The sequence below is a fragment of the Geomonas ferrireducens genome (assembly GCF_004917065.1).
Classification (GTDB): domain Bacteria; phylum Desulfobacterota; class Desulfuromonadia; order Geobacterales; family Geobacteraceae; genus Geomonas; species Geomonas ferrireducens.
This window is the reverse complement of record NZ_SSYA01000001.1, coordinates 524,710-549,480: the sequence shown is the minus strand read 5'-3', so window position 1 is coordinate 549,480 and position 24,771 is coordinate 524,710. Positions and strand designations below refer to the sequence as shown.

The 24,771-nt window shown below is 62.1% G+C and carries 20 protein-coding genes, 4 tRNA genes and 1 riboswitch; of the genes, 4 read left to right on the top strand and 20 right to left on the bottom strand.

Translation table 11 applies throughout. The features are described 5' to 3' along the window. Positions 1-27 precede the first annotated feature (27 nt). Together E8L22_RS02480 and E8L22_RS02475 are read right to left on the bottom strand one after the other, a co-directional pair. Positions 28-987 carry a hypothetical protein gene (locus tag E8L22_RS02480; RefSeq protein WP_136523692.1) on the bottom strand — a complete coding sequence of 320 codons (960 nt, stop codon included), beginning with the start codon at positions 985-987 and terminating at the stop codon, positions 28-30. A gap of 287 nt (positions 988-1,274) precedes the next feature. Beyond that, positions 1,275-2,228, bottom strand: a complete 954-nt coding sequence (locus tag E8L22_RS02475) for an HD-GYP domain-containing protein (protein ID WP_136523691.1) — start codon at positions 2,226-2,228, stop codon at positions 1,275-1,277. A 255-nt stretch (positions 2,229-2,483) separates the two neighbouring features. Between E8L22_RS02475 and E8L22_RS02470 the strand changes: the two genes are divergently transcribed. After that, on the top strand, positions 2,484-5,381 hold the full coding sequence (locus tag E8L22_RS02470) for a patatin-like phospholipase family protein (RefSeq protein WP_162604765.1): 2,898 nt from the start codon (positions 2,484-2,486) through the stop codon (positions 5,379-5,381). 17 nt (positions 5,382-5,398) lie between these two features. On the opposite strand, the gene E8L22_RS02465 is transcribed toward E8L22_RS02470, so the two are convergent. From E8L22_RS02465 to E8L22_RS02435, 7 genes are all read right to left on the bottom strand, one after another. After that, positions 5,399-6,997, bottom strand: coding sequence for a hybrid sensor histidine kinase/response regulator (locus E8L22_RS02465; RefSeq protein WP_136523690.1), 1,599 nt, complete (start codon positions 6,995-6,997; stop codon positions 5,399-5,401). Then, entirely contained in the window at positions 6,991-7,194 is a 204-nt protein-coding gene (locus tag E8L22_RS02460) for a hypothetical protein (protein WP_136523689.1), read from the bottom strand. Before E8L22_RS02460 ends, E8L22_RS02465 begins: the two co-directional genes overlap by 7 nt. An 82-nt stretch (positions 7,195-7,276) precedes the next feature. Further along, positions 7,277-7,353: riboswitch (cyclic di-GMP riboswitch) on the bottom strand. A 118-nt stretch (positions 7,354-7,471) separates the two neighbouring features. Beyond that, the gene (locus tag E8L22_RS02455; RefSeq protein WP_136523688.1) at positions 7,472-9,373 is read right to left on the bottom strand and encodes an Lnb N-terminal periplasmic domain-containing protein; all 1,902 of its coding nucleotides are present in this window, start codon (positions 9,371-9,373) and stop codon (positions 7,472-7,474) included. A 96-nt stretch (positions 9,374-9,469) separates the two neighbouring features. Beyond that, positions 9,470-9,940 (bottom strand): DUF3015 family protein, encoded by a 471-nt coding sequence (locus E8L22_RS02450; protein ID WP_136523687.1) that lies wholly within the window; start codon positions 9,938-9,940, stop codon positions 9,470-9,472. A gap of 316 nt (positions 9,941-10,256) precedes the next feature. Further along, entirely contained in the window at positions 10,257-12,245 is a 1,989-nt protein-coding gene (locus tag E8L22_RS02445) for a methyl-accepting chemotaxis protein (RefSeq protein WP_136523686.1), read from the bottom strand. A gap of 247 nt (positions 12,246-12,492) precedes the next feature. Further along, a complete protein-coding gene (locus tag E8L22_RS02440; protein ID WP_162604764.1) occupies positions 12,493-13,803 on the bottom strand; it encodes an NCS2 family permease in 1,311 nt (436 codons plus the stop codon). After that, positions 13,803-14,357 carry a hypoxanthine-guanine phosphoribosyltransferase gene (locus tag E8L22_RS02435; RefSeq protein WP_136523685.1) on the bottom strand — a complete coding sequence of 185 codons (555 nt, stop codon included), beginning with the start codon at positions 14,355-14,357 and terminating at the stop codon, positions 13,803-13,805. The genes E8L22_RS02440 and E8L22_RS02435 overlap by 1 nt, the downstream gene beginning before the upstream one ends. 204 nt (positions 14,358-14,561) lie before the next feature. Between E8L22_RS02435 and E8L22_RS02430 the strand changes: the two genes are divergently transcribed. Next, positions 14,562-16,241, top strand: coding sequence for a radical SAM protein (locus tag E8L22_RS02430; RefSeq protein ID WP_136523684.1), 1,680 nt, complete (start codon positions 14,562-14,564; stop codon positions 16,239-16,241). Between the two features lie 70 nt (positions 16,242-16,311). Here the strand turns inward: E8L22_RS02430 and E8L22_RS02425 are convergent, their stop codons facing one another. Next, entirely contained in the window at positions 16,312-16,899 is a 588-nt protein-coding gene (locus E8L22_RS02425) for an outer membrane beta-barrel protein (protein ID WP_136523683.1), read from the bottom strand. A 125-nt stretch (positions 16,900-17,024) separates the two neighbouring features. Continuing rightward, the gene (gene elbB, locus E8L22_RS02420) at positions 17,025-17,681 is read right to left on the bottom strand and encodes an isoprenoid biosynthesis glyoxalase ElbB (protein WP_136523682.1); all 657 of its coding nucleotides are present in this window, start codon (positions 17,679-17,681) and stop codon (positions 17,025-17,027) included. 134 nt (positions 17,682-17,815) lie between these two features. On the opposite strand from elbB, the gene E8L22_RS02415 reads away from it, so the two are divergent. Beyond that, positions 17,816-18,013 carry a 4Fe-4S binding protein gene (locus E8L22_RS02415; RefSeq protein WP_136523681.1) on the top strand — a complete coding sequence of 66 codons (198 nt, stop codon included), beginning with the start codon at positions 17,816-17,818 and terminating at the stop codon, positions 18,011-18,013. On the opposite strand, the gene E8L22_RS02410 is transcribed toward E8L22_RS02415, so the two are convergent. Further along, positions 18,014-19,249, bottom strand: coding sequence for an MFS transporter (locus E8L22_RS02410; protein ID WP_136523680.1), 1,236 nt, complete (start codon positions 19,247-19,249; stop codon positions 18,014-18,016). It lies immediately after the preceding gene. Between the two features lie 171 nt (positions 19,250-19,420). Here E8L22_RS02410 and E8L22_RS21455 point away from each other — a divergent pair, with 171 nt between their 5' ends. Then, positions 19,421-19,579 (top strand): hypothetical protein, encoded by a 159-nt coding sequence (locus E8L22_RS21455; RefSeq protein ID WP_198420107.1) that lies wholly within the window; start codon positions 19,421-19,423, stop codon positions 19,577-19,579. Between the two features lie 64 nt (positions 19,580-19,643). On the opposite strand, the gene E8L22_RS02405 is transcribed toward E8L22_RS21455, so the two are convergent. The 8 genes from E8L22_RS02405 to E8L22_RS02370 form a co-directional block, all read right to left on the bottom strand. Then, a tRNA-Glu gene (locus E8L22_RS02405) sits at positions 19,644-19,718 on the bottom strand. A 49-nt stretch (positions 19,719-19,767) separates the two neighbouring features. Continuing rightward, positions 19,768-19,843, bottom strand: a tRNA-Lys gene (locus E8L22_RS02400). A 37-nt stretch (positions 19,844-19,880) separates the two neighbouring features. Next, positions 19,881-19,958: transfer RNA gene (locus E8L22_RS02395), tRNA-Glu, on the bottom strand. A 3-nt stretch (positions 19,959-19,961) separates the two neighbouring features. Further along, a tRNA-Lys gene (locus tag E8L22_RS02390) sits at positions 19,962-20,037 on the bottom strand. 72 nt (positions 20,038-20,109) lie between these two features. Next, entirely contained in the window at positions 20,110-21,408 is a 1,299-nt protein-coding gene (locus tag E8L22_RS02385; protein ID WP_136523679.1) for an adenylosuccinate synthase, read from the bottom strand. Then, positions 21,401-22,720 (bottom strand): ATP phosphoribosyltransferase regulatory subunit, encoded by a 1,320-nt coding sequence (locus E8L22_RS02380; RefSeq protein ID WP_136523678.1) that lies wholly within the window; start codon positions 22,718-22,720, stop codon positions 21,401-21,403. Before E8L22_RS02380 ends, E8L22_RS02385 begins: the two co-directional genes overlap by 8 nt. 112 nt (positions 22,721-22,832) lie before the next feature. Continuing rightward, a complete protein-coding gene (locus E8L22_RS02375; protein WP_136523677.1) occupies positions 22,833-24,299 on the bottom strand; it encodes a hypothetical protein in 1,467 nt (488 codons plus the stop codon). 180 nt (positions 24,300-24,479) lie between these two features. Further along, a complete protein-coding gene (locus E8L22_RS02370) occupies positions 24,480-24,755 on the bottom strand; it encodes a hypothetical protein (protein WP_136523676.1) in 276 nt (91 codons plus the stop codon). Between the last annotated feature and the right edge of the window lie 16 nt (positions 24,756-24,771).

Genomic DNA, 24,771 nt, shown 5'->3' with positions numbered 1-24,771 from the left:
CTTCTGCAATCTCATAATCCATCCCGATTATCTACCGACACCACCGCCGGTACCCATCGAGCCCGTGCCACCGGTTCCGGTACCGGTGCTACCGCCTGTTCCCATCGAGCCAGTGCCGGTTCCCATGGTGCCCGTGGTGCCGCCGGTACCGGTGCCCATCGTGCCTGTGCCGGTCCCGGTCCCCATACTGCCGGTCCCCATGGTTCCGCCTGTGCCGGTGCCGATGCCGGTACCCTGGTTGTAGTACGTCCCGCCGGCACCCTGGTTTTCATTGGTGCCCGGGGTGGTCTGGTTCAACGTACCGCCGGTGCCGGTCCCGGTTCCCTGGTTGTCGTAAGTACCGCCGGTGCCCTGGTTGTAGTAGCTGCCCGGGGTCTGGCTGCCCGGAGTCTGGTTCAGCGTGCCGCCGGTGCCGCTACCGGTCCCCTGGTTGTAGTAAGTACCGCCGGTCCCCTGGTTGTAGTAGCTGCCCGGGGTCTGGCTGCCCGGGGTCTGGTTCAGTGTGCCGCCGGTGCCGCTGCCGGCGCCGGTTCCGTAGTAGGTGCCGCTACCTCTTTGATCGTAACGCCCAGTCCCCTGGTTATAGGTACCGCCGGTGCCCCTCTGATCGTAGGTGCCAGTGGTTCCACCCACAGTTCCGCCTGCGCCGGTGCCCATGGCGCCGCCGGTATCCGGACCTAGCCGTTCAACGGTGAAGTCCTGCCGCACCGTAGTTCTCGCGCCGACGCCGCTTGGCAGCGATGTCCCGGACTCGAAGCTCTGGACACTACCACCAGCGCCTGTGCCGGAAGCGGCGCCCGTCCTGTGTGTTGTACCCTTATGCATCGTTTTGTGGGCGCCTGTTTTGTGCGTCGTTTTATGGGTCGACGCCTTGTGGGTCTTGCCCGAGTGCATGCCGGTGTCCGCGGCATAACCTGAGCCGGTCGTCATTCCCATCAGGCCGAGCATTGCCACCGTTGTGAATAGCAACCTTCTTACTGTTCTCATCTTCTGACCTCCATGCCCCGTCTCGTGGGGAGGCCCCGCCTGCGTCCGAAGCGGCATCGCCTGCTTGAGAGCGTCGCGGTGCCAGGTTGCAGATGTATACAATCCGGTGCTGCTGACATCAGATTAGCATATATTATTAGCAAAGGTCAATTTTGTGGCGGGCGGGGTGAAATGGGTAAGTGGCGGTAAATGCGGGGTAAAAGGCGCGTCGGCGGGTTGCGTTGCCATCTCGGCTGTGGGGCTGATGCTTAAAAAAGAGGCTTGTCGCCCGGCTAATGTGAGGAGCGTTATTCCTTGCGGTCGCTGACGAGCTCGATGAAATGTTCGAGGAGCTGCGGGTTGAACGCCTTCCCCGATTCCTCGTGCATCATGCGGACCGCTTCCTGGTGGGGGACCGCCTTGCGGTACACCCGGTCGAGGGTGAGGGCGCTGTACATGTCGCAAAGGGCCGAGAGCTGGGCGCTACGGGGGATGTTGTCGCCCTTTAGTCCCGTGGGATAGCCGTTGCCGTCGTAGCGCTCATGGTGGTGACGCACGATGGTGAGGGAGACGTCGCTGAAGTGGTGGCTGTCCATCAGGAACTCGTAACCCTTCTGGGTGTGCTGCTTGATCTTGTAGTACTCGACGTCCGAGAGGGCGTCCGGCTTGTTCAGTATCTCGTTGGTGACGAAGATCATGCCGTAGTCGTGCAGCATGGACCCCACCCCCACATCCACCAGTTCGTCCGGGTCCACCTGGAAGAGCTTTTCGTGTGCCAGGAGGTTCAGCGCGGTGACCTGTACGCTGTGGGCGTAGATGTAGAGGTTATGGGCCACGACGCCCTGAAACGAGTGCAGGGCGTGCTCGTCGCCTGCCACGTAATGCATCAGGTGACGCACCAGTTGCCGGCATCGCTCCAGGTTCGCCGCCTGTTCGGGGGCCTCGAAGGCGTCGACCAGGTAGTTGATCGAGGTCTGGTACAGGATCTTCCCTTTCCTTGCGCTGTCCAATTCATCGTTGTTCAGCAGCTCATCCAGCCCCTTCTCCAGGTACGCCGACAGCTCCTCCATATCGCCAGATCTGACGTACATGAACTCGATGCCGTTTCTTTCCATCCTGCTGCGGTCGGAACTGGAGAACTTTCTCTGAGCGTCCTTGTACAGCACGTAGTTCCCTGCACTCTTCATGAACAGCGGGATGGACGGAAAGAATTCGGGATCTATGCTGTCGATGCTTATGGCACGCCAGTAGTGGTCTTTCATGGGCTAACCTTCCGGTTCAGTTGGATAGAGTCGTGGCAGTTAGATTACGTCCGTGGTGATGCTGCATTCGTCTTCTTTTCGGCTTTTGCAGTAGAAACTGAAGGAGAGATTAGCACCGCGCTGTGCCTTCCCGTCTCGTCGTTCATACATCGCATCCCTTTTTGTGACAGCACTTATGACTGATGCAATAGTTGACGCGCCGTCTGTAGCCGGTATTCTTGAGCAATTAATTGTAGTTAATGCTTGGGAGGGGGCATGAAAGCGAAGACGCTTTACCGGGTCTTTCTGCGCAGCGGTCCGAGCAGGGTGCTGTGGTATCCACGCATGTCGATAGCTGCAGGTACCGAGGTCGAGGTGCTGGTGCTGGGGCGGGAATGGCCCTGCGTCCGCTGCGCCGGGAAGGAGGGGTTTCTTGACCGGGAGGATCTCGAGCTGGAGCCGAGCCACGACGATCAATTCTTGGAACTCCCCGAGATGCTCATCGAGGAGCTGGTCGAGATCGGGAAGGGGCGGGGCGTTGGGGGATGGGAGCGGGAGTCTCCGCAGGGCGGGAAGGAAAAGGAAGCCCGTCTGCTCCGGGTGTTCCACCGCTTTCATGACGCACGGCTCGCCGCGCTCTGCCTTTCCGGCGGCGGCATCAGGAGCGCCACCTTCAACCTCGGTGTCCTGCAGGGGCTCGCCAGGTGTGGCGTGCTGGGGGAGATGGACTACCTCTCGACGGTGTCCGGCGGAGGATATATCGGGAGCTGGCTCACATCCTGGATATCGGCCCAGAACTGCACTCCCCGGCAACGGGTGGCCCGCGTCATGGAGGAGCTGGCGCAGGAGTCCCCGCAGGCGCGGCGCAGGGAACCTTACCAGGTGCGGTTTTTGCGCGACTACAGCAACTACCTGACCCCGCGGGTGGGCGTGCTCAGTGTCGACACCTGGAGCATTATCGGAACCTACCTCAGAAACCTGCTGCTCAACTGGCTCATCCTCATCCCGCTCTTTGTCACCTTCCTGCTGTTGCCAAGGTTCATGGTGCTCCTGGTCGGCGGGGGATGGGCCGATCCCGGCGGCGGACTTGACCTGCTACGGCTTGCCGCGTTCTTCGGCGTAATCCCCATCGCCTACACCGTGGCAGATCTGCCGAGCATAGGGGACGGGAAGCGGGACCGGGGCGATTTCGTCCTCTTCTTCCTGGCACCGCTGCTGCTTATGGCCTGCTTCCTCTCGGCCTACTGGGGAAACGGTTATCTGAGTGGGGCGGTTGCTTATCCGGGCATCATGGACTTCGCAGTGTACGCCGCCTGCGTGCACTTTGTCGGCTGGGGGGCGGGGATGGCGTGGCTGTGGGCGAGGAAGGATGTCACAATGCCGCCGATGGCGCGTATTGTGACGTTCTGCGTCTGTGCCGTGGCTACCGGGATACTCGCCGGCGTGCTCGGCTGGGTTGCCGCCGTGAGGCTTCTCCCCTTGCTGCCCGAGGATATAGGGCACCGCAAGCTTGCCTACGCGGTGGTCGCCGTGCCGTTGGTGCTCGCCGATTATCTGCTGACCGGGACCGTGCTCGTCGCCCTTTTGTCCCGCTGCACCGGGGACCAGGACCGGGAGTGGTGGGGGCGTGCCGGGGGGATCACCATCATGGCGGCCCTACTCTGGAGCCTGTTGATGGCGGCGGTGGTTTACGGCCCGTGGTTCATTCTCCCGGAGGGGGCGCCGTTTTGGAAAGGACTCTACACGGCTGTCGGTGGGGGAGCCGGCATAGCGGCGGCCTTGATGGGAAAAAATTCGGCCACGCCGGCCCTGCGCCCCGGGGCCTCCATGGACCGCCTCCGTACCCTGCTCCCTGCCGTGGCGGCCGTGTTGTTTTTGCTCTTCCTGCTGCAGGGAGTTTCTCTTCTCACGACCTGCATCCTCAGGTGGGCCGGCACCTCTTCAACGGCAGCACTTCCCGTCGATTTGACCACGCATCTCGGGCTCCTGCTCGACCCCCCTGCTCTTACACTGGCTAAAGTCGCGCTCTGCTCCTCGGCACTCGGGTTCGCGATGGCGCTCATGGTCAACATCAACACCTTCTCCATGCACTCCATGTATCGCAACCGCCTGGTCCGGTGCTATCTCGGGGCCTCTCGTGCTAGGCTGAAGCGCTGTCCGAACCCCTTCACCGGCTTCGACGGGAGGGACGACCTCGACCTCGACAAGGTCGCCACCCGCCCCTACCACGTGATCAATATGGCCTGGAACCTCGTGAAGGGGAAGCGGCTCGCCTGGCAGCAGCGTAAGGCGGCCTCCTTCATCATGTCGCCTCTCTTCGCCGGCTCCGATCTGATCGCGGAAGATGTGGCGAAAGGGGCGAAGCCCGGCGGATATCGCCGCATGGACGCCTACGGGGCGGGGAGGAGTGCCCGCACAAGCCCCGTCACGCTTGGGACCGCCATGGCGATCTCGGGTGCCGCGGCAAGCCCGAACATGGGATACCACTCCTCTCCCTTGGTCACCTTTGTGATGGCTTTGTTCAACGTCAGGTTGGGGTGGTGGCTGGGTAACCCGGGGCTCGGTATGGGGGGGGCGTGGCGCAAGGCGTCACCAGGGCTCGCCCTGCTCCCCCTGATTAAGGAGACCCTGGGGCTGACCCGTGAGGACAGCAGGGACATCTACCTCTCCGACGGCGGTCACTTCGAAAACCTCGCGCTGTACGAAATGGTGCGCAGGAGATGCCGGTACCTCATCGTCTGCGATGCGGGGTGCGATTGTGAGGGGCGGTTCGAAGACCTGGGGAACGCGGTGCGCAAGGTGAGGGCGGATTTCGGCATCGAGATCGAGATCGATCTCACCGGCATGCAGGCAAAGAAGCTCCACTTCGCCGTCGGCACCGTTAAGTACTCCTGCTGCGACCCTGGGGCAGAAGACGGTGCACTGCTTTACCTGAAGCCGATGCTGACCGGGGACGAGCCCGCCGACCTCCTCAACTACTTGAAGACGCACCCCGAGTTTCCCCACGAGCCGACCTCGGACCAGTGGTTCGACGAGGCACAGTTCGAGAGCTACCGCCGGCTCGGCCTGCATGCCGTCAACCGGGTTTCCTTGGGAGATACACTGGACCTGGAGCACCTGTTCGCATGCGCCTTGAAGCAGCACAGGCACGTGTTGGGAAGCGGGGACCTTTAAAGCTGCGGAGAAGGTGTTTACAGAGGGGGGATGCGGTCGACCTGCCACAGTTTCGCTAACATCTCGTGCAGCAGGTCCATCCGGTACGGCTTCGCCATGAATGCGGCACGACGATCGCGGTCGATGAACGGAGAGACCTCCTTCTTGCCATAGCCGCTGCAAAAAAGGACGGGGAGCGCGAGGTTCTTTTTGCGCAGTTCGTGGTATGCCTCGAGGCCGTCCATCTCCGGCATGGTGAGGTCCATGACGACCAGATCGATGTCTCCTTCGCGGTCCCGGTAGACTTCGAGCGCCTCTCGGCCGTTGCCGGCGGTGACGACCCTGCATCCGAGGGCGGTGAGGAGGACCGTACCGACGCTGCGCAGCTCGGGTTCGTCGTCGACCAGAAGCACGGTGCCGTTAAGCGGCTCGCGCGGGCCGGGTGCCCGGGAGGGATCGTCACTACCCGCAGGCTTTTCGCCTGAAACGGTGGTTACCGGGAAGTAGACCTTGAAGGTGGTGCCGTTGCCAGGTGTGCTGAAAAGCTGCAACGCACCCTTGTGGGACTTGATGATCCCCATGATGGCGGACATCCCGAGGCCGCGGCCGGTAAATTTGGTGGTGAAGAAAGGCTCGAAGATACGTCGCTGGGTCTCCTCGGTCATCCCGCAGCCGGTATCGCTCACCTGGAGGCGGACATACGGACCGGGAGGGATCTCGCCGCCGAAGAAATCGGCGTCGCCTTCCCCCACCGTGCAGCTGTCCAGATCGACGCGTACCGTCCCCTTGCTGTCGCCGATCGCCTCCACCGCGTTCACGATGATGTTCATGATGATCTGCTGGACCTGGCTCCGGTCTCCGGTCACAAGCGGCACCCGTGGGGGGAGTTCGCAGCGGAAGGCGACGTTCTTCTTGAAGGCGGGCTGGAGCATGCTGATCATCTCCCTCACCTGGGCACTTAGGTCGATCTCGGACTGCACCAGCGGGCTTTTCCCTGCGTAGGTCAGCATCTGGCGGCAAAGCTCGGCGGCGCGGTTCCCCGCGGTCTCGATCTGTTCGAGGTGCCTTTGCGTCGTTTCCGGGAGAGAGATGCTGCGCGCGAGCGCGCAGTGACCGAGGATGATGGTCAGGATGTTGTTGAAATCGTGCGCGATGCCGCCGGTAAGGACACCGAGGCTTTCGAGCTTTTGCGTTTGCTGCAGCTGTTGTTCCAGTGCAAGTCGATATTCCTCGGCCTTCTTGCGTTCGGTGATGTCGCGGGCTACGTGCACGCAGGCGGCAAGCTCGCCGACCTCGTTGTAAAGGGGAGAGACGGATATCTCAAAGAAGCCGCCCAGATGCTTTTCCTCGATCTCAACGTTCGGGGCGTCGCCGTCTTTCATGAGCCGCAGGAAAGGACAGGTGTCGGGGGATGCCATGAGCCCGTGGAAGATCTCGTAGCATTTGCGGCCGGGGAGCTCGGAGGGATGCATCCCGACACGTTCCGCCATGGCGCGGTTGACGCGGGTGATGGTGTGCCGGGTGTCGGTTATGAAGATGAGGTCGGGAACCGCGTCGAAGGTGAGTTCCCATTCCCGCTTCCCACGGCTCAGGGCCTCGTAGAGGAACTGGGTGGAGAGGTTGGGTTCTTCTAGCATGCCTTCCCCTCCATGTGCGCCTGAGGGTGTTGCAGGAAGAAGGCGCAGCCGGCGCGGTGGCGCAGGTGCACCCCCTGCTGCAGGGCGAGGCTTAGATTTATATAGCAGCCGCAGTTTTTCAGTGGTACGCCGCTTATCTGGCGCGTCACGATGAGCGAGCGGAAAACCACGACGGGGCTGAAGAGGGTGCAACGCATGACGATAATCTCCCCTGGGCCTGCACTCCAGTCAGCTCCGCCGCGGAACGCAAAAAAGCCGGGGCAGAATATCCAGTGATATTTCGGCAACCCGGCTGTCTCAGGGAGACCCAATAGGCTTTCCGCCCCATCCTCGCGGATGGTTGAGTATTATCGTCTATCTTGCAGTTATGTATGTGTTTTGAAAATTATGCACATTGCCCTCTCCGATGTCAATAAAATGGCTATGTACTTGCGGTGAATCCCTGTGAGTTGAATCACTAAAAGAGAAGTTACCTCAGAAGTAGCAGTTAAGGAGAACTCTTGCTTCTGGGACTGCGTGCCCGGAGACATCGCCGTAACTCAGTACGAATGCAAGGCTTTGGTGCTGTGCCAGTCTGAAGTTTTGCGCGAGACTTGCTTTGAGCGATACGCGGTCGTCCCCGACCACGTAGAAGAAGGCCTCACCCAGAAGCTGAACCTTCCACCAGTCGCGCACCTGTTCGAGCGCCCCAAGCGACACGCCAGGGGCCGCCGCAACCGACCCGCGCAGCCTTTTCCCCGCGTTTACGTCCGCCTCCGCGAAGGCGTACAGGATGCCGCCGAAGGGGGACCTGCGTGCAAGCCCGCCGCCGCTGTTCAGCCGGAAGATCAGGGAATCCCGCCCGTCCTCCATCACCTCGGTGTCCCATCCCGCTGCGATTTTCCAGGAGAAGGGCCTGAAGAAGCGGTCCCTGGGGGCGGCGGAGAGGATGTCGAGCAGGTGCATGGTGCGCAGCCTCAGGCGTTCCTGCTCCGGTACGTAGTCGACGAGTGTGTCGAAGAACTTGATTTGCGCCCCGGCAAGGTACCCCTGGTCCGGGTCGAGGAGACTGTGGAAGGCCGGTTGCAGGTGAAGAGCTGCATAACCGTCGCCGCGGCGCACCCCGCCGCCGATGCCGACCGCGCTGGTGCGATGCCCGGCGTCGGGAGGGGGAGGGGGGGCGATGTCGTAGGCGGCCTCTCCCTTGCCAAGTGCGCTCCGCTCCGCAAGGATCTTCAGGTAGAGCCGGTTGTAATCCTGCTGCTCGAGTTCCTTTCTGGACAGGCGCAACTGGATGAGTTCCGCCCCCAAGTCAAGGATCTCCCGCCTTTGCTCGTCGCCGGCATCGCCGGCCCGCAGGCTCTTCGCCTCCCGTTTCCCCCGGGCGAGCTCGAGGGCCGCCTGCTGCCCTTGTTCGTCAAGCAGCGAGGCGATCTGCGCGATGCGCCTTCCCTGCGAGGGGCGGTAGACCGCGTCCTCGAGGATGCCGCTTTGCCTTGCGATGTCGATGGTGTTGGTCGGCAGCACGAAGACGCCGGTTTGGTCCGACAGGTGCAGCGTCGGGCGCGCCGCCTCGAGCAGGAACAGGAGGTTGTAAGAGCAGTTCTCGTCGAGGAAATAGTAGTCCGAGGAGATGCGCTGCAGCTCCAGGGCATGCAGGAGCAGGCGCTCCACCTCCTCCCTTGAGAGCTTAAGCCGGTACTCCCACATGTCGCGGTGCTCGAGGTCGGCGTACTCCTTCACCTTCTCGTAGTAGGGAAGGAGGGAATAGTACCCCTTGTAGAAGCCGGAGAGCCCCTTGAAGGCGTAGAGAAAGCCGTTCGTGTCGTTGGCGTCGGCCGCGTAGTTCACCGCGTAGGAGATGAGGCTGCTCTTGCTGCTGCCGTCGATGCGGATCAGGGTGTGCCCGAACATGGAGGCGGGACTGTTGATGTGTCCGACCGGGAAGACGAGGACCGCGGAGCGTGCATCGATGGTGCGCAACTGTTCTTTTTGCTCCGAGCAGGCGGCGGCAGGAAGCCGCGCCGGGTCGATTTGCAGCTGTTCGCTGAGCCAGGCAAGGCGCGCAGGGAAGCGGCAGATGGGGTGCTCCCCGTCGGGAGCGGACGGCGTGAAAAACGCACCGATGGTCGCTTCGAGCTCAGCCTCGGGGTCGGTTCTGCCGGAGCGGGAAAGAAAAAAGGCGGGATCCGAGATGCGGCTTATCGTACCGCCGGTGAGCCTTTTCTTGTAGTGCAGCAGGATGTGCCAACCCCGCTGCTCTGCGAGATGAGTTTCTCTGGCGCTGCGGATCAACTGCTCAGGGTAATTACCGGCGTCCTCTGCAACTGACGCGGCGGCGGTGCAGGTGACGAACGCGAAGGCAAGGAAGGCGTGGCGCAGCAGGGATCGGATCATTACAGTGCTCATAGCATGGTTTGAGGCGGTGCGACAGACAAAAAAACGGGTGCACAGCTTGCGCTGCACACCCGACTGAGAAAAGGCGGCCCTGTTCTAGTTGTTGTTTACCGCCACCGCGTTGTCGATCACCTCGGCCATCACGATCTTGTCGGAGGTGAAGATGCTGCTGAAGTTAGCCTGCAGCTTCGCCTTGAAGGCGTCCCCTTCGGCCCCTTTCACCCCGAGCATCTCGACGAAGGTATCCAAGGTTTCACCTTTGCCCATGGCGATTTCTTTGGCGAGGTTGTCCATGTTCGCGCGCACGAACTGGTTCAGCTTCTCGTTCTGGGCGATCTTGCTCGGCTGCTGGCACTCGGAAGTACCGGAGGTGATGCCGAAGGTCTGGGAACCCGAGGTGCCGTTGGTGGTGGCCTGGAAGGCCTGGAGGATGATCGAGTTGTCGGCTTTGTTCTGGAAGATCATGGTGCCGAGGCCGCATCCTACGTTGGTATGGGCTTGGCCGGCGGCGAAAGCGGAAGCACTGCTTAACAGGGTGAGTACGAAAGCGATCAGTACCTTTTTCATGTTTTGGTCTCCTTTTTTAGGAAATTTTCACCAAGTATAAGGGGACCTTTCTTGCTGTCAACCTTCCGGTGCAAAAAGATCGATGCCCGACGCGGGAGTCATCACTTTGCATGCGTGGCGGGCTGGATCAATGCCCACGGCACCCGGCATGGATGTGCGAGCGCCCTGAGCGGGTGCAATGAAAAGCCCCCCCTGTGAGATGGGGGGGCTATTGGATAAGCCATGCTGCGCAGAGCATCGACGCCTGGCGAGTTTCTGTTGTCTTCTGCGTAGATGCGGCGAAGATGCAGCGGTCGTGAGTTTGTGCCTTGCGCTTTTACGCGAGCTTGAACCGCCCCACGATCTGTTGCAGTTCCGAGGCGAGGGTGGACATTTGCGTCGCCTCCCTTGCCGTCTCGTGCGCCCCGTTTGCCGTCTCGGAGACCACCCCGGTGATGGTGCCGATGTTGGCGGTTATCTCGCCGGTCACTGCGGTCTGCTCTTCCGCCGCCGTGGCGATCTGATGGATCTGTGTGGTGAGCTCGCCGATTGCGTTCAAGATCTGGTCGAGGGCCTCGCCGGAGCGGCGCGAGCTATCCATACCGCTCTCCACCTCCTGTACGCCTAGCTTCATGCTCGTGACCGCCCCGTTCGTGTCCCCCTGGATCGCCCTGATCATGGTGCCGATCTCCTTGGTCGCCCTGGTGGTTCTCTCCGCGAGCGCCCGCACCTCGTCGGCCACCACGGCGAAGCCGCGTCCCTGCTCGCCGGCCCTGGCCGCCTCGATGGCTGCGTTCAGCGCAAGCAGGTTCGTCTGGTCCGCAATGTCCTCGATGGTACCGACGATGGCGCCGATCTCGTCGGAGCGGGTGCCGAGGTTCTGTACCGTCCGCGCCGACTCCTGGACCCTTTCGGCGATCTTTTGCATGCCGATCAGGGTCTGCTGCACCACTTCGGCGCCGCCGCGCGCCGTGTCGCTGGCGCGGTTCGAGGATTCCGCCGCCTGGGAGCAGTTGGCGGAGATGTCGTTCGATGTGGCACTCATCTCCTCGCTCGCCGTGGCGACCGCGCCGGACTGCGAGGCAACCTCCTCGGCGGCGGTCGCTATCTGAACCGCGGTTGAGCTCAGTTGCTGGCATGACGCGGAGAGCTGCAGGGTGTTGCTGGATAGCTGCGCGACGATGCCGTGCACGTTCTCGATGAAGCGGTTGAACCAGGTGCTCACCTCGCCAAGTTCGTCCTTGCGCCCGACCTCAAGCCGCTTGGTGAGATCGCCTTCCCCCTCCGCGATGTCCTTGAGCATGCCGAGCATCCGGGAGAGCGGTCTCGTGATGCCGGCCGTGATGATGAAGCCGAGCAGGCAGGTGCCGAGGCTCGCCAGGGCGGCGAGTACGAGGCTCATTATGAGGGTGACTTTGGCGCTGTGCGCGAGCCCGCCGGCGGTGGCGAGGATCTCTTTGGTGAGCACGTCCTCGACCTCTTTCATGGTGTCGATTTTCTCGGTGATGACCGGGAACCAGGTCTCGGCCGGGATGCCGAAGTGGCCGGCGATCCCCTTGGAGAGCACCGCACCCCTTATCTCCTCGACTTTCGCGAATACCGGGGCTTTTGCCTTCTCATCAAAGGCGCTGACTGCCTCAGGTGAGGCGAACTTGCGGAACAGGTCGAGGTAGTCCTGCTGCGCGGCGAGTATGGTCATGGTGCGCTGCAGTCTGTCCTGGTCGAGCGTATCTGCGGCGAGGACCGCGTTGAGGGCTGCGCGTTCCTTGCCGGTCTCCTCCTTGGCTTTAACGAAGCTGTAGTAGGCGGTTGCCTGGCGCATCACCTCGCGCCTGCCGCTGGTGGTGGCGACCGCGGCCACTACGTCCATATAGGAGTTGATGAGGCCGGTGTAGAAGGTGTAGGCCTGGGCGCCGGTGACCTGCAGGGTGTCGATCCCGGCACGGGTCGCCTTCAGCTTGTCGATCGCGGCTGCGGCCGTGTCGAGGCTCGGTTTCACAAGCTTCACCGAGTCCTCGTTTTTATTCTGGAAAGCGGTCACATCCTCGATCGCTTTGTCCACCTTGGCACGCTGCCCGGCGAGCTCCTCCTTGAACTTCGTCCCTTTTGCATTGAGAAAGCCGGATGTGTAGCCGCGCTCTTTCTGGATCTGGTGCGATAGCTCTCCCACCTGCACCGCGAGAGCCGTCAGGTTCTGGGTCTGGACCAAACCCTGGAGCTGCGCGTAGTCCTTCTTTGCGTTCCAGAGTGAGAAGAGCACCATGCCCAGGACGGGAACAGCGATCATCAACGACAGCTTTGTGCGTATCTTCAGGTTCTTCAACATGATGGATATTCCTTTCTTGCGGGGATGTTCCGGCCTCCCCTACCTTCGGCCGCGGCGCAGCCTGCTTCTTATCGTTGTCTCTAAGAGGTTTTGAATTTCGTTTTCATATCGGCCGCGGCCAGCGAAAACTTTAGCCAAAAAATGCGGGGTGAAATGCTGGGGGGCGAAACGCCGTGGAGGGGACAAAAAAAGGCCGCTGCACCTTTCGGTGCGGCGGCCTCGGGTTGCCGGTTGCGGCGGCGCCGGTTTACTTGGCGCCGAAGAGGAAGTAGGAGAGCGACAGGAGCGCCAGTACCCACATGCCCCCCTTCATCTCCTTGATGCGGCCCGTCGCCCCCTTCATGAGGGGATAGGCGATGAAGCCGGCGGTCATGCCGACCCCGATGTTGTAGGTGAAGATCATCAGCACCACGGTCAGGAAGGCCGGAATCAGCTCGGTGAAGTCGTCGAAATCGATCTTCGCGAGGGGGCTGATCATGTAGGAGCCGATCACGATGAGTGCGATGCCGTAGGCGTGCGCCGGCACGATGGTGAAAAGCGGTGCGAAGAAGAGCGCGAGCAGGAAGAATAGCGCGGTGACTAGCGCGGTGAAGCCGGTACGGCCCCCTTCCTCGATACCGGCGGCCGACTCGATGTAGGCACCGGTGGTGGTGGTGCCGAGAAGCGGCGCGGCGACGGTGGCGAGCGCGTCGGCCAGCATCGGCTTCTCGATCTCCGGGAGGTTGCCGTTGTCGTCGAGGAGGTCGGCGCGCATGGAGAGGCCGAGGAGCGTCCCGACGGTGTCGAGAAACGCCATGATGAAGATGGTCAGGATGATCGGGAAGAAGCCGGGGGTAAGGGCGCCAGCGAAGTCGAGCTTGAAGAGGATCGGGGTGATGTCCGGGGGCATGCTCACGAAGGAGTTCGGAAGCGGGGTCACCTTGAGGACGATGGAGGCGATGGTGGTGACCACGATGCCGATCATCATCGACCCGAGCACCTTGCGGGAGATGAGCACCACGGTGAACAGCAGGCCGCATACGGCAAGGAGCACCGAAGGCTGCGAGAGATCGCCCAGTTTCACCGGCGCGCCCGGAACGCCGAGCACGACGATGCCGGTTTCGTTCAGGCCGATGAAGGTCAGGAAAAGGCCGATGCCGGTGGCGAAGGCGCATTTGAGCGAGAGCGGGATCGATTCGGCGAGCCAGCTCCTCACCTTGAACAGGGTAAGGAGCGTGAAGATGACGCCGGCGAAGAAGACGGCGGCGAGCGCGGTCTGCCAGGAATACCCCATTACCTTGACGACGACGAAGGCGATGAAGGCGTTCTCGCTCATGTATGGGGCGATGGCGAAGGGGCGGTTGGCGAAGAAGGCCATGAGCACGGTGCCGAAGACGGCGGCGATGATGGTCGCGGTGGTGGAGGGACCGCGCGGGATGCCGGCGTTCTCGAGGATGGCCGGGTTGACGATGATGATGTACGCCATGGTGAGGAAGGTGGTGAGACCGGCGATGATCTCACGCTTCATGGTGGTGCCGAAACGCTGGAACTGGAAGTAAGAGGCTATACGTGAGGTCATTACTGGTTTTGCTCCTTCATAGCGTAGAGTGCGGGCAGATTGCGCCAGTATCCTGCGATGTCCATGCCGCAGCCGAACAGGAAGCGGTCTTCAACCTCGAGACCGACGAAGTCGGCCTTGGCGCCGGGCGCCTTGCGGTCGTGTATCTTGTCCACGAGAACGGCGGTGTACACCTGGGCCGCCCCTTCCTCCTGGCAGAACTTGGTGATCTCGGCGAGCGTCACCCCTTCGTCCAGGATGTCGTCGATCAAGAGCACCGTGCGTCCCTTCAGCGAGCGTTCCGGCTTCACCTTCCAGAGCAGGTTGCCGCCGAAAAGCTCCGCGCCGTAACGGGTGGCGTGGAGGTAATCCAACTCCAGGGCAAAGGGGAGCTTGTCCACCAGTTTGCCGGTCACGAACAACCCGCCGTTCATGATGCAGAATGCCACCGGGTCCGTTCCCGCCAGGCGCTCCGCGATCTCCTGCGCCATGCGTGACAGCGCCTCCTCGACTTCCTGCTCCGACTTGAGACAATCCGCTTTGTTTCGGATGTCCTCCATGTCCTTGAGTACCATTACCGCTCCTTCGGAACATTTGTTTAAAATGGCCGAACCATAGCAGATTAGTCGTGTAAAAACAAGTAATTGTGCTTTCATTAGTTTTGATCCCACGTATACGGCGCGCGTGCAGGGTCCAGCGCGAGCAGCGGAGCGGTTCCATAAGCTGCGCTTTCTTCTTTTTTCTTTCACCCGGTCGCCCAAAGATGGTAATTTGGCGCAATGTCTTGGAAGATCATCGAAAGAAAACGCGCCCTTCTGGCAGGGGAAAGCGGCCCGGTCACCGGCAAGGGTGGCGGAGGCCTCTCCTGCTGTCTGGTTTACCCCAACCGCTACCACTCCGCCATGAGCAACCTGGGCTTCCAGGCGGTTTACGCCATGCTGAACGCCCTCCCCGGCGTCACCTGCGATCGTGCCTTCCTGCCGGAGCGGGAAGAGCTGGAGGAGCTCGAGCGGACGCGGGAGACGATTCTCTCCCTGGAGACGGAACGTCCGCTCTCCTCGTTCGACCTCATCGCCTTTTCCATATCCTTCGAGAGCGATTACCTGAACCTCCCCGTCATCTTCCGTCTCAGCGGGATCCACCCTTTCGCGGCGGGACGTTCGCCGCTGCAGCCGCTTGTCATGGCGGGAGGAGCGGCCTTTTTCCTGAACCCGGAACCGGTTGCCCCCTTCCTCGACCTCGTCTGCGTGGGGGAGGCCGAGCCCATCCTCCCCGCGCTAATCGAGCTTTTGCAGCGCGGTGCCGGGTCGCGCCGGGATCTTCTCGCGGAGGCCTCCGTCCTCCCCGGCGTGTACGTGCCGTCGCTGTACGAACCGGAGTACGATGGGGCACGGCAGGTGGCGCTCAAGGTCGCGCCGGGTGCACCTGACAAGGTGTGCCGCCTCTGGGACCCCGACCCGGAGAGCCGCCCTACCGCCACCGTGCTCCACACCGAGGCGACCGAATTCTCCGGGATGCACCTGGTCGAGCTCTCACGCGGCTGCCCGCGTGCCTGCCGTTTCTGCGCCGCCGGATTCATCTACCTGCCGTACCGGACGCGCTCCCCGGAACTCGTGCACCGGGAGGTGATGAAAGGTGTGGGGGAGGGTAGGAAGGTGGGCCTCGTGGCCGCCGCGGTTTCGGACTACACCGGCATCGGGGATCTCTGCTGCGACATCGTCGCCGCGGGGGGGAAGTTCTCGGTCTCCTCGTTCCGGATCGACCATCTGGACGGCCGGATGATCGAGGCGCTCAAGGCGAGCGGGCAGAAGTCGGTAGCGCTCGCCCCCGAGGGAGGCTCGCAGCGCCTCAGGGATCTCGTGAAGAAGGGGATCGACGAGGAGCAGATCCTTGCCGCCTGCGACATGCTGGTGAGTCACGACATATTGAACCTGAAGCTCTACTTCATCATCGGGCTTCCCACCGAAACCCAGGAGGACCTGGAGGAGCTGGTGGCGCTCACGGTGAAGATCAGGGAGCGGGTGCTGGCGGCGGCGAAGGCGAACCGGCGCCTGGGCGAGATCCAGCTTTCCGTGAACCCGTTCATCCCCAAGCCCTTCACCCCGTTCCAGTGGTGCGCCATGGAGCCGGTGAAGTCGCTGGAGAAGAAATGGAAGTTCCTGCAGAAGGCGCTCGGGCGGCTTTCCAACGTGAAGCTGCAGATGGAGAGCCCGCGCGAGGCGTACCAGCAGGCGCTTTTGTCGCGTGGGGACCGGCGGCTTGCCGAACTTCTCATCGCGGCGGACCGGCTGCACAACTGGAAGGAGGCGCTGCGGGAGACGGACCTCGATTGCGACGGGTACGTGCACCGGGAGGTGCCGCTCGACGAGATGCTCCCTTGGGATTTCATCGAGGGGGGCGATACCGGCCGTCTGAAGCGTGAATACCTGAAGGCGTTTGGCGGGGAAACAGCGGGTTGAGAGGTGTTGGCTCCCTGCCCTTCGTTAGAGGGGCGAGGGAGCCGGTCGTTCTTTTCCTGATGCCGCTTTCTTAGTTGAAAAAGAACCTCGCCCCTACGGTAAAGGAGAGGGCGGAGGGGTCGAATTTACCGCTGCCGTTCGGGCCGTCCACGTCCGCCTTGAACGACTCGATCCCCTTGAGCTCGAGGTTGAGGGCCACCTGCCGGTTCACGAAACAGTCCAGGCCGCCGCTTACGTGGGCGCCGACAGTTGTGTTGGTGTACTTCCGATCCAGGTCGTTGATGAGGACGTCGAGTCCGGCACCCACGTACGGAACCACGGTTCTCTGTCCCTGAAAGCGGTACTGGGCACCTATGGAGACGTCGGTCACGTCGGCGTCGCCGAAGTCCGAGGTGTCGAAGGACGAGCGGCTTACTTCCATCTCCACCGCGACGTTGTCATCCACCCCGAACATGAGCCCTAGGCCCCCGATCAGTCCCGCGTCGCTGGAAACCACCATCTTGCCGTACTGGCTGTTCATCTCGGAGTCGGCGGGGTTCGTGATACCGATCTTGCCGCTCACCGCGATCCTCCCCCTCAACTCCTCCGCCGATGCCTCTCCCGCAAGGGGGGCTGCCATGAGCAGCGCGCCCGCCAAGAGCAGTAACATTTTGCGCATCTGTAGTATTCCCTCCATAAAAGCGTTCATTGAAGCTGCCGCATCTTAGGGCAAAATGCGGCAGCCTTCAAGCCCAATGAAGTTTTTTACGGTGAGGAGAGACGTGGTCGTCCTGCGCGGGGCGATTACTTTATCAGTTCGAGGGTCGCCTTGATCGCCTTCTCGATCCCCTTTCCCGCCTCGGCGATGCCGCCGGCAAGCATGTAGGCGGGGGACGAGACGATCAGGTTGTCGCGGTCTACGATGCAGTCGACCGCCGGGCACTCGACGTGAGTCGCGCCGGTTGCGCCGATCGCCTGGGCGGTGCCCGGGTCGTTGCCTATGGTGAGTTTCGGTGCCAGTTCCTTGCCGAGGGCGAGGGCGATGACGGCGGGTGCTATGCAGATGGCGCAGATCGGCTTTTTCGCCGCCGCCATCTCGCGGATCAGCTTGAGCACGTCGGGCTGCACGCTACCCTGAGGCCCCGCCGCCGCGAAGTTGCAGAGGTTCTTGGCGGCGCCGAAGCCACCCGGGAAGACGATGGCGTCGAGCTCGGCGGCCTTCGCGTTCTTCACGTCGGAGATCTCGCCGCGCGCGATGCGGGCCGCCTCCACGAGCACCCTGCGCTTCGCGCCGGTCTCCTGCATGGTCACGTGGTTCACCTCGTCGAGTTCCACGTCCGGTGCGAAGCAGACCGCCTTGGCGCCGTTGTTGTCGATGGCGAGCAATGTGAGCACCGCCTCGTGAATCTCGCTGCCGTCGCGCACACCGCAGCCTGAGAGAATTACGCCTATCTTTTTCATTCAAGAACCTCCTGTCTTGTGTAGTGTAGGTCGACTGCGATATTCTAAGCGCTGCCCCGTTGCTGTGCAAGGGGTTTTAGCTCTGTTTAATAGAAGCTGTCGGTCTCAACCAGTCACGACAAGGATCAGATACAATGCCGCTGCCTCATGACTTTCCGGAGATAGATCCCGACCGTTGCACCGGTTGCGGGCGCTGCGTTGCCGCCTGCCGCGAGCGGTGCATCACCCTCGAGGTATCCGGGTACCGGAAGTACGCCCTGCTGGTCCGCCCGCAGCTTTGCACCTGCTGCGGCGCCTGCGTCGCTGCCTGTCCGGTGCGCGCCCTCTCCTGATCACTCCCTTCCCAATCGGTCCACTTCCAGGAGTCTCGGGAAGAGACGCATCCACAAGAGCACGACGAGCATGGTCCCGACGCCACCGATCAGTACGGCGGGCACCGTGCCGAAAAGGGCGGCCGTCACCCCTGACTCGAACTCCCCCAACTGGTTCGAGGTCCCGACGAACATAGAGTTGACCGCGCTCACCCTGCCGCGCATCTCGTCCGGCGTCTCGATCTGCACGAGCGACGAGCGGATGACGACACTTACTATGTCGGCCGCTCCGAGTACGGCCAGGGAGAGCATGGAGAGGGTGAAGGAGCTGGAGAGGCCGAAGACGACGGTGGCCGCGCCGAAGAGGAACACGCTGACGAACATGGTGCGCCCGACCCGGCCACCGAGCGGGTTCCGGGCGAGAAAGAGCGAAACGGCGAGGGCGCCCAGGGCCGGGGCGGCGCGCAAGAGACCCAGACCGAGCGGACCGGTGTGCAGGATGTCTCGGGCGAACACCGGCAAAAGTGCCGTCGCACCCCCCAGGAGTACCGCGAAGAGGTCGAGCGAGATGGCCCCCAGGATCTCCTGTCGGCTTCTGATGAAGGCGATCCCGGCAAAGAGGGAGGTAAGGGTGGCCGGCTCACGGCTTGCGGGGGGACGCTCCACATCGATGCGGGAAAGAAGGAAGCTCGCGCAGAAGAAGAGGGCGGCGGCGGAACCGTAGACCGTGGTGGGGCCGAGGGCGTAGAGGAGGCCGCCCAGGGCCGGGCCGGCGATGCTCGCGGTCTGGTTCGCCGATGCGGACCACGCCTGTGCGCGCGGGATCAGGTGCTGCGGCACAAGCCACGGGACCAGGGTGAGCATGGTCGGCCCCTCGAAGGCGCGCAGCGCGCCCGCGACGAAGACGACGGCGAGAATCCCCTCCTTTTGCAGCCATCCCATCCACGTCCCAAGAGCCAGTACGACCAGGGCCGCTCCCTCCAGCACCTGGCAGGCCCCGGCGATGCGGCGCCTGTCGTAGCGGTCGGCGACGTGTCCCACGGCGAGGGTGAGCATGAACATGGGGAGGAACTGGGCGAGCCCCACGAGTCCCAGGTAGAAGACGGAGCCGGTCAGGGAATAGATCTGCCAACCGACCGCTACCGCCTGCATCTGCAGCGCAACCGAGGAGCAGACGCGGGCGAGCCAGAAGAGACGGAACGGCTCGTGGCCGAGCACGGACTGCGGGTGCTGCGTCTTGGTGTCGAGAGAAGTCATAGAGGATGGGTCGTACCGGCATTTACTGACATTGGCGCTGGACGCGTGACACTGTCTGCAGCAGGATGAGTTTTAGACCAGTTTCCCACTGTTGACAACATCGTTCTTTACCATACTCTTCAATTGGCGGTGATTTCGCCGGGAATCCTTTTGGAAATAAGGAGGCAGGTCATGCTGTACTTCATCAAGCAGAACACCATCCACACCTATCCGGTTGCCAAAGGGTGCGCCGAAAGCCGTGACCAGGAGCAGTTGCGCGATACGGTGCCGTACGAGGTGAAGGAATGTCCGTACTGCATGCGGGTGTGGCCGGGGAAAAAGGAAGCGTAAGGCTGGGCCGGAAGCGGCAAAAAGAAAAGGCCGCCTTCCCTGAGGGAGGCGGCCTTTCTTTTGGTGGTGATCCCAAGGGGACTTGAACCCCTGTTACCGACGTGAAAGGCCGGTGTCCTAACCACTAGACGATGGGACCGAAAAAAACAGGTTAAGTTTGGGTGCAAACTTAACCTGTTTTTGAGGGGTGGTGAGCCGCGTTGGGATCGAACCAACGACCACCTGATTAAAAGTCAGGTGCTCTACCAACTGAGCTAGCGGCTCCCTCGAAGGGGAAATCCCCTTTATGCTGTTGTTTGAGTGGCGTCCCCAGCCGGATTTGAACCGGCGTCGCCGCCGTGAAAGGGCGGTGTCCTGGGCCGGGCTAGACGATGGGGACGGATGGTGAGCCGCGTTGGGATCGAACCAACGACCACCTGATTAAAAGTCAGGTGCTCTACCAACTGAGCTAGCGGCTCAAACAGTGCAGCGAAGCAAGAACAACCTTATAGCAAATCGATTTCTGCCAGTCAACACTTTTTATTAAAAAATCAGCGGCGCTCGAAAGGGTTCCTGAGCACGATGGTTTCGTCGCGGCGCGGGCCGACGGAAACGAGCACTACCGGGGCTCCGGAGAGCTCCTGCACGCGCGTTACGTAGGCCTGGGCGTTCTTCGGGAGCTCGGCAAGGCTCTTCGCGCCGGTGATGTCCTCGCTCCAACCGGGGAGTTCTTCATAGATCGGGGTGCACTGCTCCATCACCTCGAGGCTCGCCGGGATTTCGTCGAGGATCTGCTCCTTGTATTTATATGCGGTGCAGACCTTGATGGTCTCAAGCCCTGTGAGTACGTCGAGCTTGGTGATGGCGATGCCGGAGAGGCCGTTCACCCGCACGGCGTAGCGCGCGACCAGTGCGTCGAACCAGCCGCAGCGGCGCGGACGCCCGGTGGTGGAGCCGAATTCGCGTCCTGCCTGGCGCAGCGCCTCCCCGGTGTCGTCGAGCAGCTCGGTCGGGAAGGGACCGCTCCCCACGCGGGTCGCGTAGGCCTTGGAGATGCCGACCACCTCGTGGATCTCCCTCGGCGAAACGCCGCTGCCGGTGCAGGCGCCGCCGGAGCAGGTGGAGGAGGAGGTGACGTACGGGTAGGTGCCGTGGTCGACGTCGAGGAGCGTACCCTGTGCCCCTTCAAAGAGGAGGCTCTTGCCCGCCTTGATCTCGCGGTGCAAGAGAAGGGAGGTGTCCGCGGCGTACTTGCGCAGCACCTTGGCGTACTCCATGTATTCGTTGTAGATCTCCTCGAAGGTGAAGGGCTCGTCGCCCAACAGCTGGGTGAGGATCAGGTTCTTCTCGTCGAGCACCTCTTTCACCTTGCGGGTGAAGGCCTTCTCGTCCAGGAGGTCCATGAGGCGGATGCCGCGGCGCCCGATCTTGTCCTCGTATGCGGGGCCGATGCCGCGCCCGGTGGTGCCGATCTTCTTGGCGCCTGAGTTTCTCTCGCGGGCGATGTCGATCCGCTTGTGGTAAGGCATGATGATGTGCAGCGCCTCGGAAAGAAGCAGCATGCTGTCATCCTTGAGGTACCCGTTGCTCTTGAGACGGGTGATCTCCATGATGAAGACCTCGGGGTCGAGTACGACGCCGTTGCCGATGACGCAGCGCTTGCCGTCGTGCAAAATCCCGGACGGGATCAGGTGCAGGATGACCTTCTCGTCACCCACCACCAGCGTGTGCCCGGCATTGTTGCCCCCCTGGTAACGCACCACGTTGTCGGCATATTCCGTATAGATGTCGACTACCTTGCCTTTACCCTCATCGCCCCACTGGGCACCAATTACAACGACGTTAGCCATGATTCTCCCCTTCTTGATCGAATTTCAAATCGAGACCCTTGTCGAACAACTCCTCTTTGCTGACGGCGACGGCGCGCCGGTCCGCGACGCGTACCAGGTAGAGCTGGTCCGCCGCGCACTCCTCGGCTCCGATCACCAAAAGCATACGGATGTCCGTCTTTTTGGCGTAATCCAACGAGCTTTCAAAGTCACGCTTGATGATGTCCCTGGCGCATGTATAGCCGAGGCTCCTCAGTTTCTGCGCCACCTCGAGTGCCTCGCGGCGCTCGTCCTTTTTGTTGAAGATGAGGAAGTCGCGGCTGCTCGACGCCTCCACCTCAGGCCGCTTCGCCATGCAGGCGAGCAGGGCGAGGATGTTGAAGGTGAAGCCGGTCGCCGGAGCGGGGTAGCCGTACTTCGCGGTGAGGTCGTCGTAACGGCCGCCGCTGCAGACCGCCTCGCCGATGCCGGGAACGAACCCCTCGAAGGTGATGCCGGTGTGGTAGTCGAGTCCGCGGATCTCCCCGAGGTCGATGGTGAGGTGCTCGGCTACGCCGTAGATGTCGAGGATCTCGATCACCTGGGCCAGGTTGTCGAGCGCCTTCTTGGAGCGCTCGTTGCCGGCGATGCGGGCCGCTTCCTTCAGCACTTCGCGTCCGCCGTAAAGCCTTGGCAGCAGGGAGATCTCTTCCTTCACCCGCTCGGGGGCGCCGGCGGCTTCCAGGATGGAGCGCACCGCGGTGACCTCTTTCTTGCTGATCGCCTCCTGCAACTGCGCCCTGACCTCGGCGCTGAGCCCGGAGCTGTCCATGATGCCGCGGTAGAACTCGACCTGCCCCAGGTCGAGCTTGAAGCCGGTGAAGCCGAGGTTTTTCAGGACCTCGACCGCCATGGCTACCATCTCGGCGTCCGCTTCGGGCGAGTTCAGGCCGATCAGCTCGACGCCGGACTGGAAGATCTCGCGGCTTCTGCCGGACTGCATCTGCGCCTGCCTGAGCACGCGACCGGAATAGTAAATGCGGTGCGGCAGGGGAAGGGCGTGCATCCGTGTGGCGACGACGCGCGCCACCTGCGGGGTGATGTCGGGCGGAATGGCGAGGAGGCGGCCGGTCTGGCGGTCGTCGAAGCGGAAGGTCTTGCTGCGCAGTTCGTCCCCCATGCGCGCGAGCACGTCCTCGAACTCGAGCAGCGGGGTGATCATGCGCCTGAAGCCCCAGAGCTCGAAAACTCGGTGGATGCTGTCCGCGATGAAGGTGATCTTGTCTGCGGTTTCCGGGAGAAAATCGCTTACCCCTTTGGGGAGGGGCGCTTCAATACATGAGGGGTTGGTCACGGGTCGTCCTAACGTCCGGGAGTACCGGCAGTCCGGCTAAATGTGGCAAGAAAGCGAGGAATCGTAACAGTATGGCGGGGGGAAGTCAAGACCATTCCCCCCGCCGTTTGAGCTACTCGACGCCGAGAACCCGCACCACGCTGCCACCCTTGCCGCCGAAGGTCCCCTTCTGGGCGACCTCGAGGAGGGTTAGCTCCTTAGCTGCCGGGTTGTAGGCCCAGTCGGCCAGGTAGTTCTGGCTTTGCTTGGTGCGCCAGCTCTCCTCGAGGGAGGAGCCGTTCCAGGCGAAGGAGACGATCGAGTACTTGGAGTAGGAGCGGAGGTTGCCGAGCACGAAGAAGCCGCTGTTTTGCGGCACTATCACGTCACCCTTGTCGGTCACCACGATGCGCTGGTCGATGAAGCGGGTGCGGAAGGGGGTGCCGGTGGTCCTTTCGTCGGCATCCTTCTTCTGGAAGTAGGTCTCCGAGCCGCCGAGCTTGTCGCTGCTTCTCCAGATCTCCTCGCCGGCATCGGAGTAAACCAGGAGATAGCCGCTTTCGCTGAAGGCGGTCAGGTAGGATTTACCGCTTTTATCGCGGAACATGTTGAAGTTGAAGATGTTCGCGTAACGCGGCATCTTGATGGGGTTTGCGAGCTTCACACCGCCGTCGACGATGCTTGCTTCGTACACGTCGCCGTAGAAGTCTTCGGAACGTCCCATCTGCTGGGCGTAGACCTTCTTCGGACCGCCGTAGGGGGACAGAGACCGGAACATGTACGGGATCTCCTCCGCCACGATCTTCAGGGTGTCGTTTTGCAGGGCGTAGATCCTGGATGCGACGGTCTCGCGGTCTATGATGGTCACGAAGATGAGGACGCGCCCGCTTGCCTCGGGCCCCATTGCGTCGACGCCGAGGATCTTCATCCGGTCGGGAAGGGCTGCCTCGGTAACCAGATCCAGTTTGGCGCCGGGACGGTAGACGTGGATGCCGTTGTTGTCGGCGACCACGACGTCCTTGGTGCCCCAAGTTGCGATCCCGCTCATGACGCCGGTGATGCGCTGGCTGTACCAGCCGGGCATCGTCTCGTTGCGCACGATTTCAGCGGTCGGGGCCTTGACGATTTCGGCGGAGGCCGGTTTCCTGATGATCTCGGCGCTCGGTGCGACTTGCGCGGCCGTGGGGGGCGGGGCGGCCGCCAAAGCTTTGACCTGGCTCAGGATGTCGCCCTTGATTTTCGCGGAGAGCTTGCCCATGGCCGGGATGAGTGCGTCCACGCTCTCCCCCTGCTCGAAGGCCGCAGCCACCTGCTTGCCGGAAGCGTTCTTGGCGATCACGTCGAGGCTGAACATCTTGCCCAGGGTGACGTAGCTCCCGGAGACGATCACGTCGGCCTCGGCGGCGCTGTCGACGGTGACGAGGCCGTCGCCTGCGATACGGGTGGCCAGAAGGCGCTGCAGGGTCGGTTTCAGGTTGGCTGTGTCGGCCGGGGACACGGCGAAGTCGGCGATATAGGCGCGGATGGTGCCGGCGGAGGCTGCGGTGGCGGCGAGCAGTGCGCTCAGGAGAACCAGTGTTGCGACGAGGGATCTTTTCATGATTGCTCCGCTTTCGGGTGAATTTAAGACGCCGAATTATCGCAGAGCGATATGCGATAGTCAAACTGTTTCGCACCTTGCTGGGCGCAGTTTTGCAGGGGGATAGAACGGAGCGGAGGCACGAAAAAAGCGGGCCCAAGGCCCGCCCTTTTCAACGCATCAGATGGTCTCAAACCGGCATCAGTGCCCCGGTTTTTCCAGATCCTTCAAGGTCTCCTGTGTCTCGGTGAGTTTCTCCTGCAGGCGCTTCAGCTCCTGAGGGGTATAAACCTTGGTTCCTTTTTTGATTTCCTTGTCCAGGCGCTGCATCCGTTTGTAGATGTCGTCTACCTGATCCTTGCAGTTCTTGGAGGCAAGCAGGCATTCGTTCTTCTCAGCCTGAGTCTGCTGGGCGAACGCGCCTGTGCTGGTTGCCAGGAACAAGGACCCTATCAGTACCAGCATAACCCTTCTCATAGTGCGCTCCTTTCCT

Bases quoted from the DNA above. Each gene is read 5' to 3' on its own strand.
- E8L22_RS02465 (WP_136523690.1), bottom strand. From the start codon at position 6,997: ATGCTAGAAGAACCCAACCTCTCCACCCAGTTCCTCTACGAGGCCCTG.
- E8L22_RS02375 (WP_136523677.1), bottom strand. From the start codon at position 24,299: ATGAAAAGATCCCTCGTCGCAACACTGGTTCTCCTGAGCGCACTGCTC.
- E8L22_RS02450 (WP_136523687.1), bottom strand. From the start codon at position 9,940: ATGAAAAAGGTACTGATCGCTTTCGTACTCACCCTGTTAAGCAGTGCT.
- E8L22_RS02410 (WP_136523680.1), bottom strand. From the start codon at position 19,249: ATGACTTCTCTCGACACCAAGACGCAGCACCCGCAGTCCGTGCTCGGC.
- E8L22_RS02470 (WP_162604765.1), top strand. From the start codon at position 2,484: ATGAAAGCGAAGACGCTTTACCGGGTCTTTCTGCGCAGCGGTCCGAGC.
- elbB (WP_136523682.1), bottom strand. From the start codon at position 17,681: ATGAAAAAGATAGGCGTAATTCTCTCAGGCTGCGGTGTGCGCGACGGC.
- E8L22_RS02430 (WP_136523684.1), top strand. From the start codon at position 14,562: ATGTCTTGGAAGATCATCGAAAGAAAACGCGCCCTTCTGGCAGGGGAA.
- E8L22_RS02385 (WP_136523679.1), bottom strand. From the start codon at position 21,408: ATGGCTAACGTCGTTGTAATTGGTGCCCAGTGGGGCGATGAGGGTAAA.
- E8L22_RS02455 (WP_136523688.1), bottom strand. From the start codon at position 9,373: ATGATCCGATCCCTGCTGCGCCACGCCTTCCTTGCCTTCGCGTTCGTC.
- E8L22_RS02475 (WP_136523691.1), bottom strand. From the start codon at position 2,228: ATGAAAGACCACTACTGGCGTGCCATAAGCATCGACAGCATAGATCCC.
- E8L22_RS02445 (WP_136523686.1), bottom strand. From the start codon at position 12,245: ATGTTGAAGAACCTGAAGATACGCACAAAGCTGTCGTTGATGATCGCT.
- E8L22_RS02480 (WP_136523692.1), bottom strand. From the start codon at position 987: ATGAGAACAGTAAGAAGGTTGCTATTCACAACGGTGGCAATGCTCGGC.
- E8L22_RS02460 (WP_136523689.1), bottom strand. From the start codon at position 7,194: ATGCGTTGCACCCTCTTCAGCCCCGTCGTGGTTTTCCGCTCGCTCATC.
- E8L22_RS02425 (WP_136523683.1), bottom strand. From the start codon at position 16,899: ATGCGCAAAATGTTACTGCTCTTGGCGGGCGCGCTGCTCATGGCAGCC.
- E8L22_RS21455 (WP_198420107.1), top strand. From the start codon at position 19,421: ATGCTGTACTTCATCAAGCAGAACACCATCCACACCTATCCGGTTGCC.
- E8L22_RS02415 (WP_136523681.1), top strand. From the start codon at position 17,816: ATGCCGCTGCCTCATGACTTTCCGGAGATAGATCCCGACCGTTGCACC.
- E8L22_RS02440 (WP_162604764.1), bottom strand. From the start codon at position 13,803: ATGACCTCACGTATAGCCTCTTACTTCCAGTTCCAGCGTTTCGGCACC.
- E8L22_RS02370 (WP_136523676.1), bottom strand. From the start codon at position 24,755: ATGAGAAGGGTTATGCTGGTACTGATAGGGTCCTTGTTCCTGGCAACC.
- E8L22_RS02435 (WP_136523685.1), bottom strand. From the start codon at position 14,357: ATGGTACTCAAGGACATGGAGGACATCCGAAACAAAGCGGATTGTCTC.